The 13,060-nt window shown below is 61.0% G+C and carries 14 protein-coding genes and 2 pseudogenes; 10 read left to right on the top strand and 6 right to left on the bottom strand.

Annotation, left to right across the window (positions count from 1 at the left end):
- Positions 1–161: pseudogene (locus DRB19_RS31305) on the bottom strand (NAD(P)-dependent oxidoreductase); the annotation flags it as partial.
- Between the two features lie 604 nt (positions 162–765).
- Here DRB19_RS31305 and DRB19_RS24735 point away from each other — a divergent pair.
- The 4 genes and pseudogenes from DRB19_RS24735 (at position 766) to DRB19_RS24725 (ending at position 4,397) form a co-directional block, all read left to right on the top strand.
- A complete protein-coding gene (locus DRB19_RS24735) occupies positions 766–2,217 on the top strand; it encodes a calcium-binding protein (RefSeq protein WP_114188683.1) in 1,452 nt (483 codons plus the stop codon).
- Between the two features lie 15 nt (positions 2,218–2,232).
- Positions 2,233–2,427: pseudogene (locus DRB19_RS31595) on the top strand (hypothetical protein); the annotation flags it as partial.
- Positions 2,428–2,553: 126 nt separating this feature from the next.
- Positions 2,554–3,159 carry a calcium-binding protein gene (locus DRB19_RS31590; RefSeq protein WP_338067381.1) on the top strand — a complete coding sequence of 202 codons (606 nt, stop codon included), beginning with the start codon at positions 2,554–2,556 and terminating at the stop codon, positions 3,157–3,159.
- A 155-nt stretch (positions 3,160–3,314) separates the two neighbouring features.
- Positions 3,315–4,397: a patatin-like phospholipase family protein gene (locus tag DRB19_RS24725; RefSeq protein ID WP_114188681.1), complete on the top strand. Its 1,083-nt coding sequence runs from the start codon at positions 3,315–3,317 to the stop codon at positions 4,395–4,397.
- A 136-nt stretch (positions 4,398–4,533) separates the two neighbouring features.
- Here the strand turns inward: DRB19_RS24725 and DRB19_RS24720 are convergent, their stop codons facing one another.
- Entirely contained in the window at positions 4,534–4,752 is a 219-nt protein-coding gene (locus DRB19_RS24720; protein ID WP_174799994.1) for a hypothetical protein, read from the bottom strand.
- Between the two features lie 153 nt (positions 4,753–4,905).
- Between DRB19_RS24720 and DRB19_RS24715 the strand changes: the two genes are divergently transcribed.
- The 3 genes from DRB19_RS24715 to DRB19_RS24705 all read left to right on the top strand — a co-directional run bounded on the left by DRB19_RS24715 (position 4,906) and on the right by DRB19_RS24705 (position 7,922).
- On the top strand, positions 4,906–5,511 hold the full coding sequence (locus tag DRB19_RS24715) for a transglutaminase-like cysteine peptidase (RefSeq protein ID WP_114188680.1): 606 nt from the start codon (positions 4,906–4,908) through the stop codon (positions 5,509–5,511).
- A 345-nt stretch (positions 5,512–5,856) separates the two neighbouring features.
- Entirely contained in the window at positions 5,857–6,645 is a 789-nt protein-coding gene (locus DRB19_RS24710) for a hypothetical protein (RefSeq protein ID WP_114188679.1), read from the top strand.
- A gap of 314 nt (positions 6,646–6,959) precedes the next feature.
- Positions 6,960–7,922: a calcium-binding protein gene (locus tag DRB19_RS24705; RefSeq protein ID WP_114188678.1), complete on the top strand. Its 963-nt coding sequence runs from the start codon at positions 6,960–6,962 to the stop codon at positions 7,920–7,922.
- An 81-nt stretch (positions 7,923–8,003) separates the two neighbouring features.
- On the opposite strand, the gene DRB19_RS24700 is transcribed toward DRB19_RS24705, so the two are convergent.
- Positions 8,004–8,156 (bottom strand): DUF3309 family protein, encoded by a 153-nt coding sequence (locus tag DRB19_RS24700; protein ID WP_114188685.1) that lies wholly within the window; start codon positions 8,154–8,156, stop codon positions 8,004–8,006.
- A gap of 209 nt (positions 8,157–8,365) precedes the next feature.
- On the opposite strand from DRB19_RS24700, the gene aroQ reads away from it, so the two are divergent.
- Positions 8,366–8,815 carry a type II 3-dehydroquinate dehydratase gene (aroQ, locus tag DRB19_RS24695; protein ID WP_114188677.1) on the top strand — a complete coding sequence of 150 codons (450 nt, stop codon included), beginning with the start codon at positions 8,366–8,368 and terminating at the stop codon, positions 8,813–8,815.
- A gap of 34 nt (positions 8,816–8,849) precedes the next feature.
- Here the strand turns inward: aroQ and DRB19_RS24690 are convergent, their stop codons facing one another.
- Together DRB19_RS24690 and purT are read right to left on the bottom strand one after the other, a co-directional pair.
- Complete coding sequence (locus DRB19_RS24690) at positions 8,850–9,149, bottom strand: HlyU family transcriptional regulator (protein WP_114188676.1); 300 nt, start codon at positions 9,147–9,149, stop codon at positions 8,850–8,852.
- A gap of 54 nt (positions 9,150–9,203) precedes the next feature.
- A complete protein-coding gene (purT, locus tag DRB19_RS24685; RefSeq protein WP_114188675.1) occupies positions 9,204–10,379 on the bottom strand; it encodes a formate-dependent phosphoribosylglycinamide formyltransferase in 1,176 nt (391 codons plus the stop codon).
- A gap of 271 nt (positions 10,380–10,650) precedes the next feature.
- Between purT and DRB19_RS24675 the strand changes: the two genes are divergently transcribed.
- Entirely contained in the window at positions 10,651–11,628 is a 978-nt protein-coding gene (locus DRB19_RS24675; protein WP_114188673.1) for a glutathione S-transferase family protein, read from the top strand.
- 13 nt (positions 11,629–11,641) lie between these two features.
- Here the strand turns inward: DRB19_RS24675 and DRB19_RS24670 are convergent, their stop codons facing one another.
- Positions 11,642–12,496 carry a 3-oxoadipate:acetyl-CoA acetyltransferase gene (locus DRB19_RS24670; protein ID WP_114188672.1) on the bottom strand — a complete coding sequence of 285 codons (855 nt, stop codon included), beginning with the start codon at positions 12,494–12,496 and terminating at the stop codon, positions 11,642–11,644.
- A gap of 204 nt (positions 12,497–12,700) precedes the next feature.
- Here DRB19_RS24670 and DRB19_RS24665 point away from each other — a divergent pair, with 204 nt between their 5' ends.
- The gene (locus DRB19_RS24665; RefSeq protein WP_114188671.1) at positions 12,701–13,054 is read left to right on the top strand and encodes a DUF6152 family protein; all 354 of its coding nucleotides are present in this window, start codon (positions 12,701–12,703) and stop codon (positions 13,052–13,054) included.
- The last annotated feature ends 6 nt before the right edge of the window (positions 13,055–13,060 follow it).

Genomic DNA, 13,060 nt, shown 5'->3' with positions numbered 1-13,060 from the left:
GCCACAGCCCGGCCGATCCCGCTGTCCCCGCCGGTGATCACAGCCACCCGTCCGATAAGCTTGTCGCTGCCGCGGTAACTCGTCTCGCCGTGGTCGGCCTGCGGCGTCATTTCCGCTTCGGTGCCGGGCGGGTCGATATGGTCCTGGTCGGATTGGCTCATGCGGGTGCTCCTTATCAGGAACCCGTTAAGCAGCGGGCGCTCAGGAAGTTCCACCTCGTCACTCGAACGGAGCTTCTTCAAAGACTTAGGCGGAGCGGGCCATGATCGCCCGGCCAGGAAACTGAACCGAACCGCTTTTGCAGGGCTGGCAGATCGGCGTGTGGGTCTTTGAGCGCGCTGCTGCCGTAACCCGTCGCGAAGATGAAAGGGCCCCTGTACTACCTTCGCCACCGGTTAAGTCGGCCTGCGGCCCATGTTGAGGTCCAAATCGCGCGACCGCGCACCTCCACTCTGCGACTGTTGGCCACACACGCAGGCATTTATCGCTATTCTTAGTTAATACCTTGTGATCATTTACAAAAGTACAATGTTATCTATCGCATTTGAAGCAAAGTTACATTTCAACTTGTGGTTAACGCTTCGGAACACGTTGACTCCCGCAAGGTAAACTTCCCTTGGTGGCGAATACATTTCCATCAGGTTCTTCCATGTCGCTTACGTCCCTCCGGTCGATCGATTTCCTCATCAGTGGGAGCCGGGCGCTCTCGTCACCGTCACCGAGACATTTGACGGCAGGCTCGATTTCCATGTCCGGGTCACTGACGTGATTGCGAACGACACCGACCGCCCGGACACGGCCGATCTTCGGGGACTGTTCTTCCACGTCTCGAATGAAAGCGTCCTCGCTGGCCTGTCGATCAGCGGCACAAACGTCACCAAGTACGCCGTGAAGGCGAACGGGGTGATGCAGGTCCAAGGTGACGTCACCATGAGCGGTGAGGTCGGCAAGGCTGTCGGCCCCTTTGACATCGGCATCGAGTTCGGCACTTCCGGGATCGGCAAGGACGACATTAAGGAGGCTACGTTTACCTTGGCCTCCTCCGCGCCGCTGGGCCTCGAACTCGTACTGCAGCAGCATTTCGGACTGCGTCTGACCAGTGTCAGCGACAACGGCCAGGGGCGGGCCCTAAGCCTCAAGCTCGCCGGCCAGATGACCGGCACACCGAAGATCATCAATCCGGTCCCGCCGGACCCGGCGCCGACCGATCCTGCTCCCACGGATCCCACATCGGGCCCTCTGACTCCGCCGCCCGGTGACCCGACACCGATCGTCACGATTCCCGGCAGCAGCTATGACGACCTGATCGAAGCGGGTGACGGCAACGACACCATTTATGGTGGCCTCGGCAACGATGAGATGCAGGGCGAAGGCGGGAACGATGTCATCGTCGGCGGTAAGGACAACGGTCATCTCAGCTGGATCGGCGATGCCCTCGGGGTCACCATTGGTGACAATCTCTACGGCAACGACGGGCGGGACACGTTCCTTTACAAGAAGGGCGACGGCGTCGATCTGATCTGGGACTTTCAGCCGGGCCAGGACATCATCAGGCTAACCGGCTACACCCTCGCCGACGTGGATTCCTTCACGTTTGTGCGCACGGTCGGCAACCGGATCCCGACCGATCCCCACGACAAGATTGCGATCATCCTCGACAATGGCGGCGATGCGATCCTATTCAACGATTTTCCGGGTCCGAGCTCCAACGATGTCGCGATCGTCTTCGCCGACGGCACGACCCTGTCATCCGCGAGGCTTCTCGAGCTTGCGGCGGCCCAGCCGATTGCGAGCGCGCCGGCGGGTGCTTCAGGATCGGCGACGAGAGGCAGCGCTATCACCTCCTCCGCCAAGCCGCTCGATCTCTATGGCGGTAACGGCGAGGATATCTTGATCGGAGGCCTCGGCCACGACCGGCTTTATGGCAACGAGGGCGTGAACGGCCTCAACGGGCGCGACGGCGACGATCAGCTCTTCGGCGGCAACGTGCGCGACACACTCCTCGGGGGTCAGGGCAACGACATCGGCTACGGCAACGGCGGCGACGATCTCATCATCGGTGGATCGGGAGCCGACAAACTCTACGGCGCCGGGGGCGCCGATGTCATCTATGGCGACGATGGCGAGGGCGTGGACCTGCCGGCGACACTGACGTCCTACACGCCAGCCGCCCCAGGCGAGGAAGTTCGTACGGCCATCAAAATTACCAATAGCTAGTGGGGCGGCTTCCAAGGCGAGATTACGGTGACGGCCAACGAGAGCGTCAACGACTGGGGCATCTTTCTCAAGAGCAAGTTCAACATCGACAGCATCTGGGGCGCTAGGACCGTCGCGGAGGCGAACTGGGACGAGGGTGTCGTCTATGATCTGAACAATGCCGGGTGGAACGGTTCGCTAGCCGCCGGGCAGACCACGACCATCGGCTTCACGGCCCGCACCGGCTTCAACGGCGTCGTGGACGCGCAGACGCTCCTCGCCGGATTGGGGATCGAGAAGCGCATCTCGACCGATGCGCTGTCTGGTGAGAGCGCGCTCAGCACCCTCGGCAATACAATGCGTGGCTACGCGGGTGCCGATCTCCTGGTCGGCACTATGGGCAATGACACTTACTATGTCGACAATGCCGGGGATCAGGTGATCGAGGCCTATGCGGCTGGCGCAACCGATAAGGTGGTCACGACGGTCAGCCACACCCTGTCCCAGAATGTCGAGGTTCTTTCGGCGGAAGGCGCCGCTTCGGGTCTCAGTCTCACGGGCAACACGCTCAACAACATGGTCACCGGCAGCGCTGGAGCCGACAAGATCAACGGGGGCGCCGGAAAGGACCTGCTCAGCGGCGGCAGGGGTAAGGACGCGTTCGTGTTCGACAAGAAGATTGGCAAGTCCAACGTCGACAAAGTCGCCGACTTCAACGTGAAGGACGACACTGTCCGGCTCGACAATGCGGTGTTCAAAAAGCTCGGCAAGGCTGGCAAGCTGAAGAAGGACTTCTTCAAGATCGGCACCAAGGCGGCCGATGCCGACGATCATATCATCTACAACAGCAAGAAAGGCACGCTCTATTACGATGCCGACGGCAGCGGGAGTGGTGCGGCCGTTCACTTTGCGACACTTTCCAAGAACCTCAAGCTCACGCAGGCGGACCTCATCATCATCTGATGCTTCGGCCATGAGGCATCTCTCCGCGGCTCCGGCTGAGGAATAAGGCAGGATGCAGTCGCATTTCCTGCCGCGCGGAACTTTGTGCGGTGCAGCACGTTCATCTGCCTCACTCCACAGATCGAACACCGCCAGACCATGGCTAAGGGGCCCTTATGCGCCGCCAACCAAAGGCTGCCCTTGTGCTGGGCGGTGGAAATGCTCTTGGAGCCTACCTCGCTGGCGCCTGCGAGCACCTTGATGAGCAGGAAGTCTGCCCTGACTGGATTATAGGCGCCTCGGTCGGAGCGATCACGGGTGCGATCCTCGCCGGCAATGCTCCCGAGCACCGCCTCGCCAAGCTCAAGCAGTTCTGGGCGGAGGCAACGCAGCACACCTATGGGGCGCTTAGCCGGGACGAGACGCTACGGCAGACCTATAACGGCATGCACTCGATGCTCACCCTTCTTTTCTGTCGCCCAAACATCTTCCGGAAGCGCTATCCAGGCCTCTGGTCAGCTTTACCTTGGATGCCGAACGACGTCGCGGTCTTCGACCACTCCCCGCTCAGGACGACGCTTGAGCGGCTTGTGGACTTCGGCCGGCTCAACCGGGCAGAGGTCCGGTTCACCATCGGCTGCGTCGACTTGGAGAGTGGCGACGAGGTGCTCTTCGACAACACGCGCGAGGAAATCAGGCCCGAGCACATCCTGGCCAGCACCGCCATCACGCCAGCATTCCCGCCCGTTAAGATTGACGGGCGCCTCCTATGCGACCCAGGTTATGCCAATAACCTGCCCCTGGACGTGCCTTTCAACGAGCCGCCGGAGCATGATCTTGTCTGTATCGCCATCGAGCTGTTCAGCCTGCGCAGTCCGCAGCCGGCATCGCTCGATGCGGTCCTGGAGCGGACGCAGGACATCATGTTCGCCAGTCCGGCCCGCAAGAGCATCAAGGCCCTCCAGCGGGAGTACGAACTTCGCGAGCAACTTGATCCGAAGGGACCCCAGGTCAAATTGGTTCACCTCGCCTACCAGGCCGCCAGCCACGAGCTTGCGGCGAAGACATTCGACTTTTCGCCCTCCTCGGTGGGAGATCGCTGGACGGCTGGCCGTCGGGATATGGCGAGTGGGCTGGACCTCATCGCTAATGCCGGTGACGCCACATCTCGCTTCAACTATCTCCCCGTTGATGCTGGAGAGGCGGCAAGGTCGGCGCAGAGGGGTGCATCGACAACTGCGGATCGTCAGGTGGCCTGACAGATGGGTGAGGTTTAACGGGTCCCAAATTGCCCTGCGGCTATCGCCGTTGGAGTCGCTTCGGAACGGCCACCACCTGGCGCACCTCCGCTCGGCCCTCATCGAAGGAGCGTTCCCCCTTCAATGGATTGTTGCCTCAAACCTCGGTCTCCCACGAGCCTTCGTGCAGTTGACGGTTGCCCCCGCTCCGCAGCGCCTCTTGTGTGATGCTGGTAGTTTTCCACGCGCCTTCGGCTTTGCCGAACAGCAACTGGTGGGCCTCGCACGAGTGGTAGAAGCCCTCACCTTCCCCCTCGAAGTCGCGGTCGAACCTCAGGATCAGAAGGCCGCCAACATAGACGGCGGATTGTGGCAAACAGCGCCAGCCTTAAAGGGGAAAATCCTACAGGGGCCGACTTTCACCGCGCGAGTGTTGCACTTCCAGGCGATGTTCAAAGCCAAGCCGCCTTATTCTAGGCTTATAATCAAGGCTATGCTCAAAAGGTCATAACAACGTCGATCAAGCCCAATGGTTCCAGCTTGGTTGCAAAACTCGACTTCGGGGGCATCGCAAATGACTTTTATCTCGCACGGCTTCGCCGGTGGACTTCTGCTGGCTGCAATTGCCACGCTTCAAACAACTCCGGTGTTAGCCAAGCCTGTGGCTCAGCTGCCTCTCACTCCGCAGAGGATGGCTGAACTGCAACAGATCAATTCCCACGTGAATAGCACTATCGTGGAAGTCTCCGATATGGAGCAGTACGGGCGCGAGGATGTCTGGGCTCTGCCCACAAGCGGCAAAGGGGACTGCGAGGATTTCGCCCTGCTGAAGCGCAAGCTGCTCCTTCAGCGTGGGTGGCCCGCTTCTGCCCTTTCGATTTCAGTCGGGACCACGTCCCAGGGGGAAGCTCATGCGGTGCTGACGGTCACCACCGCGAGCGGCGACTATGTGCTCGACAACCTCACCTCAGCTATCCTTCCGACGTCTCAGACCGGCCATGCGATCCACTCGCGCCAATCAGGCCGTGGCTGGATATCGGCTTCGGGGGAGAGGACGAGCGAGCCGACAGTGGACCTTCCGGTCGCCCGCCGTCTTCCCGTTGCGCAGGCCGGATCCCGTAGACCACGCGGCTAGTTCGCTCTCCCCGACCTAGTCGGCAAAGCGAGGTCTTGGAACCATTATGCAGTGACCATCATTATTCGGTCGCATGCGCCTCGCTTGTACAAAGCGGAAGGCCTCTGATGATGCAAAGTCATCAGAGGCCTTCCTTTTGTTCGCTGGCAGCAGCCAGGCAATACTTAAGCAAGTTCATACGCACGGTTTTCTAAAGTGGAAACGCTTACTGCGTCATATCTGCTCATAGATTGAATATTTTTCTATGAATACGCCGGAACCATGTCACTTCCTAGACGTAATCTAGCCGCCTGAGCCGCTTCGCGGCATCCAGTCCTCATTATTACTCAGTTGTGAAGGTGAACCATGAAGCGTTCGCATGCTCTCGCTTTGTCCAGCGCCGCCGTCTTTCTGTCCCTGTCCATCCCGTCCTATGCGCAAGCGGTGAGGCCGGGCCAACAATGCCAACCAGCCGTCGCCAACGCCTCCATGTACGGCAACTGCCGCCTTGCGTTAGTGAGAGGCGAGGAGGTTTGCCGCTGCGCCGTTCGCCCGCGGGCTCTAGGCCAACTCAATCGGGGCGATCGCGGCGATCGGGGTGACCTGACCACAGGATCGGTCGGCACCCGCGGCGTGCTGAGCTCCGGTGGATGGTCGGCGCCCGGTACGAGCTCGCCCGCTGCTGCAGGCTCAGGATCCAGCACAGCCAGGAGCGCAGGCGCCGGCAGTGCCAGCGGAAACGTTGGAGGGGGCAGCCTGGCGGGTAATTCAGTCGGTAGCGCATCGCCTGCAGGATCGACAGGTGGCACGAACGTCGGCGGAGGCGGCAGCGCCATTGGCGGCAGCAACGGCAGCATCGGCAGCGGCGACGTTGGCGGAGTGGGTAGCGGAGTTGGCAGCGGCGGCCGTGGCAACAACGGCAATGGCAACGGCCCAGGCAACAACAATGGCCTTGGCAATGGCTCAGAGCCCGCCGACAACTCCAGCACTGACGTGAAGGGCAGCGATCCATCCAATCCTGGCAACGGCGGCGGCAATGCGGGCGGCGGCCGGGGTGGCAACGGCGCCGATGCTGGAGGTAACAGTAACGGCGGCGGCAATGCCGGCAACGGAAACGGCGGCAATGGCGGTGGTAACGGTGGTGGGAAGCGTTAATCCTATGCGCATCGCCAGCAACTGAATCTTCAGCCTGAGTCGTTGTTGGAAGAACACCAGCTCATCAATCCCAGTCTGTCAGAGGCCCTTGGCTGCTCACTCAGCCAAGGGTATTTTCGTTTCGAAACCTTTGCGCTTGAACGTGACTTTGACCCGACGTCAGGGCATGCGGCGTCAAGGATTCACAGAGGAACGGACCAAAGTCGGACGGCTTCGCAGCCTTGAACTTTCTCCCCTCAGACCTTCGCCCGTGGCGGGGCCGGCGCCAACGCGTCTAGCATGGCGCTCTGCCGTTTAGACCGGACCGACGAGCCATGACTGACACGACAGCGCCTACTCTCACGTCCCTGAATCTTCCTCCGGTGATTTACCTAAGAGGCAACAACAGGGCCGTCACCCTCACGGTCGGCGCGACCGACAGTGGTGACGGTGTGCAGTCCGTTCAGGTGTGGCTCAGTGACACCGTCAGCCAGATCGGGCCCGATGGATTGAGCTGGGTAAGCGATACGATCTACTTCGACGATCGCGCGGATTCCTTCGGCGACGGCCGCTCCTCGTTGGAGTGGACCCTTTCATCCTCGACAGATGCGGGAACCTATTCGGTTCTGAGCGTGTATGTGATCGACAAGGCTGGAAACGAGCGCACCTACGCGGTCGATGAGCTCGAGGCGCGGGGTTGGCGGACCAGCTTCAGGGTCTTGGACGATACCGCTCCCAACCCTTCTGTGCCCCCGCCTCCAGGCACTGTCATAACGTCGACCGGCGCGACCCTTGCCGACGACATGGTGAATATGACGGCGACCGGAAAGGCCAACGTGGCCCTGACCGGTAATGCTCTCAACAATGTCATAATGGGCAATTCCGGCAAGAACGTCATTCGAGGAGGAGCCGGGGACGACAGGCTGAACGGCGGTCTTGGGAACGACACGCTCTTCGGCGAGGACGGGCGGGATGTGTTCGTGTTCGCGACAAAGCCGAACAAGACGACGAACCTCGACAAAATTTCCGACTTCAACGTCAAGGACGATTCCCTTTATCTCGACAACGCCGTGTTCAAGAAAATCGGAAAAGGCTCCGAATCGAAACCAGGCAAGCTGAGCAAGGCCTTCTTTGTTGCGGGCACAAAGGCAAAGGATGCCAACGACTACGTGATCTACGACAAGAAGAAGGGCGCTTTGTTCTACGACGCCGACGGCTCAGGCGGCGGTGCTGCGGTCCAGTTCGCCACCATCAGCAAGAACCTCAAGATCGCGGCTGCAGACTTCTTCGTCATTTGACGAGCGTTTTGTTGGCGGGAGCACATTCGTGCCGCATGGGCGCGGCTGGGCGAAACCTTACCTGAAGCGATGTCGCGACCGTCAGCTCATGACCAGGAGGCCGATCAGAACCACCAGCAGCAGGCTGAACGCTCCGCTCGGCCCGATGCCCCAGCTTCGGCTGTAGGGCCACACCGGAACGGTGGCGATGATGAAGATAAGCACAAGAGCAATGAGAAGCGTGCTAAGCGACATGAGGGCGTTCGCCAATGGCTGTGGTGACGGCCGGATTGTTGTGTACAATCTCGGTCATCCAATGGTTTGACGCGCAACGCTGAGGCTTGGTTCCCTCCTGTCGCGAGCGCTTTCAAGCCTTGACGATGCACTATCTCCTCATAGGCGAGTATCCCGGCACACCCCGTTTGATGTATGGAATGCGTGAAAGCAGCAGCAGGAACGCCTCAATGAGCCGCCTTGTCTACGTCCTGAACGGTCCCAACCTAAATCTTCTGGGAAAGCGCCAGCCGGCGATCTACGGCTATGAAACCCTTGCCGACGTTGAGGCCGATTGCAGGCGTGTCGGGCAGGAGCTGGGCCTCGAGATTGCGTTTCACCAGAGCAATGCCGAGCACCAGATCATCGATTGGATCCATAAGGCTCGGGAACGGGCCGGCGGCATCGTCATCAACCCGGCCGCGTTCACGCATACGTCGGTCGCCATCCTGGACGCCCTGAACACCTGTGAATTCCCTATCATCGAAGTGCACATCTCGAACGTGCACAAGCGCGAGTCCTTCCGGCACCATTCATACGTGTCTTTGGTCGCCTCGGGAGTGATCGCCGGCTTCGGCACTCAAGGCTACCAGCTCGCCCTCCAGCGCCTTGCTCGACTCATTGAAGAGGCCAAGAAATAGGTTTACGCGGCCATCAGCGTGGCAGGGGCGGCGGTCAGGCGAAGATCCGGTCCCCCTGCTCGTCGATGATCTGCTTGGCCTTGGCGATTGCGAAGGCCCCGGCATCGTCCTTGCTCGCATGCGTCTCGGCGCGGATGAACCGGTGTTCCTTCATACCCGTGTCGAAATCCTTCTCGATGACGCCGGCGGTCTGGAATTGTCCTTTTGCCGGATAGGGCGCAGGTCGAATGCGGTATCCCTTGTACTCGATGGCCTCCATCGGAGGTTCCTGCGCACCCTCCCCTTCCCCGCCGCCGGTCAGGCGAGACCAGATTCCCTTGAAGATCGAGGTCATGAACCACCTTTCCATGTAGCCGCGTTTCGACCCGATAAGACCTGATCGATCACGTTAACTCAAGTACTCGATCCGCACGCACTCGGCGGCTTTGCGGGCATGCTCCCGGGCCTTTTCGACCGTATCGGCGGTTGCCAGCGCCACCCCCATGCGCCTGTAGGGCCGGGTCGTGGGCTTGCCGAAGATGCGCACATCCACCTCCCCGGTCTCAGGGCCTTGGCGAAGGGCCTCGCTCAACCCCTTTATGGAAAACCGCTCCGCGTCGCGGTCGGCGAGAATGACCGCCGAGGCGGATGGGCCGTTGAGCCTGACCTGCGGGATCGGCAGGCCCAGGATCGCCCGGGCATGAAGGTCGAATTCGGAAAGGTTCTGCGAGATGAGGGTCACCATTCCGGTGTCATGAGGGCGGGGCGAGAGCTCGGAGAAGATCACCGCGTCCCGCGTGACGAAGAACTCGACGCCGAAAATCCCGTATCCGCCCAGATTGTCGACAACCTTCTCGGCCATGGCCTGTGCGTCGGCCAGCAGGGTATCCGGCATCGGCACCGGCTGCCAGGATTCCTGATAATCGCCGCGCTCCTGACGATGGCCGATCGGCTCGCAGAAGATCACCCCGTCGCGGGTGCGGACCGTCAGAAGGGTGATTTCGTACTCGAACGGGACGAACTCCTCGACGATCACCTTCTTGCGGTCGCCGCGCATGTTCGCGACCGCGTAGGTCCAGGACTTTTCCAGCTCGTCCATGGAATGGGCATTGCTCTGCCCCTTGCCGGAGGAGGACATGACCGGCTTGATCACGCACGGAAAGCCGGTGTGCTGCGCGGCGGCGCGAACCTCGTCGAGGCTCTCGGCATATCGGTACTTGGAGGTGCGCAGGCCAAGGTCGGCTGCGGCGACCTCCCTGATCCGATCCCGGTTCATGGTCATGAAGGTAGCCCGCGCGGACGGGACGACGGCATAACCCTTGTCTTCGAATTCCTGTAGGACCTCCGTCCGGATCGCCTCGACCTCGGGTACGATGTAATCGGGCCGGTGCTTCTCGATGACGGCCCTCAAAGCATCGGCATCGAGCATCGAGAACACTTCAGCCTCGTCGGAAACCTGCATGGCAGGCGCCCTCTCGTAGCTGTCGCAGGCGACCACATGGCACCCGTAGCGCTTGGCCGAAATCGCGAACTCCTTGCCGAGTTCGCCCGAACCGAGAAGAAGGACCTTAGCCGTCGGTGCCATCGTCGTACCCATTGCCTTCGTAGAAACTGGATGCCGCCCGCATGGTTCTTGCGAACGCGGTGAAGGATGGGAATAACCGCGTCCGTTCCGGGAGGCCAACGAAATTTCCGTCTTCGCGGCAACGCGCAGGCTCCAGCCGGCGCTCCTCCATGGGCCGATGGCGACTGTTCAGGCCGCCCCTGCGCCCCATATGCTCGAACCCATATAAGCGGAGCGAAACATCCGGCCCGGTGAAGAAGTTCACCCGCACGGCAGCAGCACAGGAGACGGCATGGGACTCCTCATTCACGGCGTCTGGCACGATCAGCCGCTCGATACGAAGAGCACAGGCGGACGCTTCGTGCGCAATAGGTCGGCCTTCCGCAACTGGATCACGGCGGACGGATCGCCAGGGCCCGCGGGCGAAGGCGGCTTCGAGGCCGAGGCAGGCCGTTATCATCTTTATGTATCGCTTGCCTGTCCCTGGGCCCATCGCACGCTGATCTTCCGCAAGCTGAAGGGGCTGACGGACATGATCAGCCTTTCGGTCGTCCACTGGCGCATGCTGGAGCATGGCTGGACGTTCGAGGAGGGACCGGGCGTTGTCCCGGATCCGCTCCATGAGGCACGCTACCTGCATCAGGTCTATACGGCGGCTGACCCTGACTACTCGGGCAAGGTGACCGTGCCGGTCCTGTGGGACAAGGAGCGGGAGACGATCGTCAACAACGAGTCGTCAGAGATCATCCGCATGTTCAACCAGGCCTTCGACGAGCGTGGAGCCCTGCCGGGCGACTTCTATCCGGAAAGCCTGCGGGACGAGATCGACACGCTGAACACACGCATTTACGACACGGTGAACAACGGCGTCTATCGAGCAGGCTTCGCCACGACGCAGGAAGCCTATGAGGAAGCGGTCACGCCCCTCTTCGACACCCTGGACTGGCTCGAGGAACGCCTTGCATCGCAGCGTTATCTCCTGGGTGACCGGCAGACAGAGGCTGACTGGCGCCTGTTCACGACGCTGATCCGTTTCGATCCAGTCTATGTGGGACACTTCAAGTGCAATCTCCGCAGGATTGCAGACTATCCCAATCTTTCTGGCTATCTCCGGGACTTGTACCAGACGCCGGGCATTGCCGAGACCGTCGACATGCTCCACATCAAAAGCCATTATTATGAAAGCCACCGCGCCATCAACCCGACCGGCATCGTGCCGAAGGGACCGATTCTGGATCTTGGTGCTCCATCCGGGCGGGAGGGCCTATAGGTTTCCGGTCACCTCAGCTGGCTTGAGACAAGGCTGAAGCCGGTCTCAGCCGCAGAAGAGTGCGAGCTTCTGCGGGGGTCGCGGCCCGTCTCCCATGCCGTTCGATGGCCAGAACCGCGTATTCGACCAGTTCGGCATTGCTCGACGCCAGCCGGTCCTTCGCAACGCGGATGTTGTCTTCCAGCCCGGTGCGCACGGCGTCGGCGCCGCGTGCAAGCGCCCAATCCATCACGCTCGCCTGATGCCGCCCGATGCCGGCGGCCGTCCAGGTCGCATCGGGCAGAACGCGCCTGAGTTCCCCCAGAAGCGTGTCGAGCAGATGCTCCTCCGCAGGCAGCGCGTTCTGAACGCCCATCACGAATTGCACATGCGGACGCTCGTCCATGAGCCCTTTCTCAATCAGGCGCTTTGCCCCATGCAGGTGCGACAAATCGAAGATCTCGATCTCGGGCCGCACATCGAACTGCTTCATCTTGGACGCGAGATCCTCGACGAGCGTCGTGTGGTTCTCATAGACGATGGTCGGGAAATTGACCGAGCCCGTCGAGAGGGAGGCCATGTCGGGCCTGTGATACAAGGCGCTGCCGCGCTGGCTCGGATCGCGCCCGCGACCCCCGGTCGAAAACTGGATGATCATGCCCGGACAGTGTCGGGCGATGCCCTCCTGCACCAACGCGAAGCGCTCTGGATCAGACGAGGATGTTTCGTCGTCATTGCGCACGTGGATGTGGACGAGGCTTGCGCCCGCCTCATAGGCCTGCTGCGTCGACTCGATCTGCTCGGACGGCGTGATCGGAACCGCCGGATTATCCTTCTTGCGCGGCACGGAGCCGGTGATCGCAACGGCAATGACAATCGGTGAGCTCATGGCGACGTCCTCGCATTCCTCGCGCAGCGATAGCCAGCATAGCCCCTTCGATCAACGAATTTGAAGAGGAATTCGTTCGTCCGTCTTATCCGGTGTGATCCCCAGAAGCTTGAGCTTACGAACACGTGAAGCCCAGCTTCTTGACGGCCGTCGGTTTCAGTCCAAACTAGCGGCTCCCGGGTCACTGCGCAGGATCTTGCCCTCATGAGATACCCTTTACTCGGCCTGAGTCTCTTTAGCCTGTTTCTTCTCGGCGGCGGCGCCTTCGCTCATCATGGGTGGGGAAGCTACGATGCGGCGAAGAAGTTCACGGTCACGAGCGCGGTCCAGCGGGTCGACTGGCAGAATCCGCATGTGACGCTCGTGGTCAATCAGGGCCAGAAGGCCTGGGACGCCGTTCTGGCTCCTCCTTTCCGCATGACCGCCAGAGGCCTCGAGCCCGACATGATCAAGCCGGGCACCACGGTCGCGGTCGAGGGCTATCCTTCGACGAGGGTCGACAATGAGCTGAGGGCCGAGCGCATCGTGGTCGGCGGCAAGACCTTCGAGCTGCGCTAGACCGCA

Origin of the sequence: Microvirga aerophila (assembly GCF_003332305.1) — a bacterium.
Lineage (GTDB): Bacteria > Pseudomonadota > Alphaproteobacteria > Rhizobiales > Beijerinckiaceae > Microvirga > Microvirga aerophila.
This window is presented reverse-complemented; position numbering and strand designations above follow the sequence as displayed.

Coding starts and splice junctions, on each gene's coding strand:
- DRB19_RS24675 (WP_114188673.1), top strand. CDS start 10,651: ATGGGACTCCTCATTCACGGCGTCTGGCACGATCAGCCGCTCGATACG.
- DRB19_RS24700 (WP_114188685.1), bottom strand. CDS start 8,156: ATGTCGCTTAGCACGCTTCTCATTGCTCTTGTGCTTATCTTCATCATC.
- DRB19_RS24670 (WP_114188672.1), bottom strand. CDS start 12,496: ATGAGCTCACCGATTGTCATTGCCGTTGCGATCACCGGCTCCGTGCCG.
- DRB19_RS31590 (WP_338067381.1), top strand. CDS start 2,554: ATGCGTGGCTACGCGGGTGCCGATCTCCTGGTCGGCACTATGGGCAAT.
- aroQ (WP_114188677.1), top strand. CDS start 8,366: ATGAGCCGCCTTGTCTACGTCCTGAACGGTCCCAACCTAAATCTTCTG.
- DRB19_RS24725 (WP_114188681.1), top strand. CDS start 3,315: ATGCGCCGCCAACCAAAGGCTGCCCTTGTGCTGGGCGGTGGAAATGCT.
- DRB19_RS24715 (WP_114188680.1), top strand. CDS start 4,906: ATGGTTCCAGCTTGGTTGCAAAACTCGACTTCGGGGGCATCGCAAATG.
- DRB19_RS24665 (WP_114188671.1), top strand. CDS start 12,701: ATGAGATACCCTTTACTCGGCCTGAGTCTCTTTAGCCTGTTTCTTCTC.
- DRB19_RS24705 (WP_114188678.1), top strand. CDS start 6,960: ATGACTGACACGACAGCGCCTACTCTCACGTCCCTGAATCTTCCTCCG.
- purT (WP_114188675.1), bottom strand. CDS start 10,379: ATGGCACCGACGGCTAAGGTCCTTCTTCTCGGTTCGGGCGAACTCGGC.
- DRB19_RS24710 (WP_114188679.1), top strand. CDS start 5,857: ATGAAGCGTTCGCATGCTCTCGCTTTGTCCAGCGCCGCCGTCTTTCTG.
- DRB19_RS24690 (WP_114188676.1), bottom strand. CDS start 9,149: ATGACCTCGATCTTCAAGGGAATCTGGTCTCGCCTGACCGGCGGCGGG.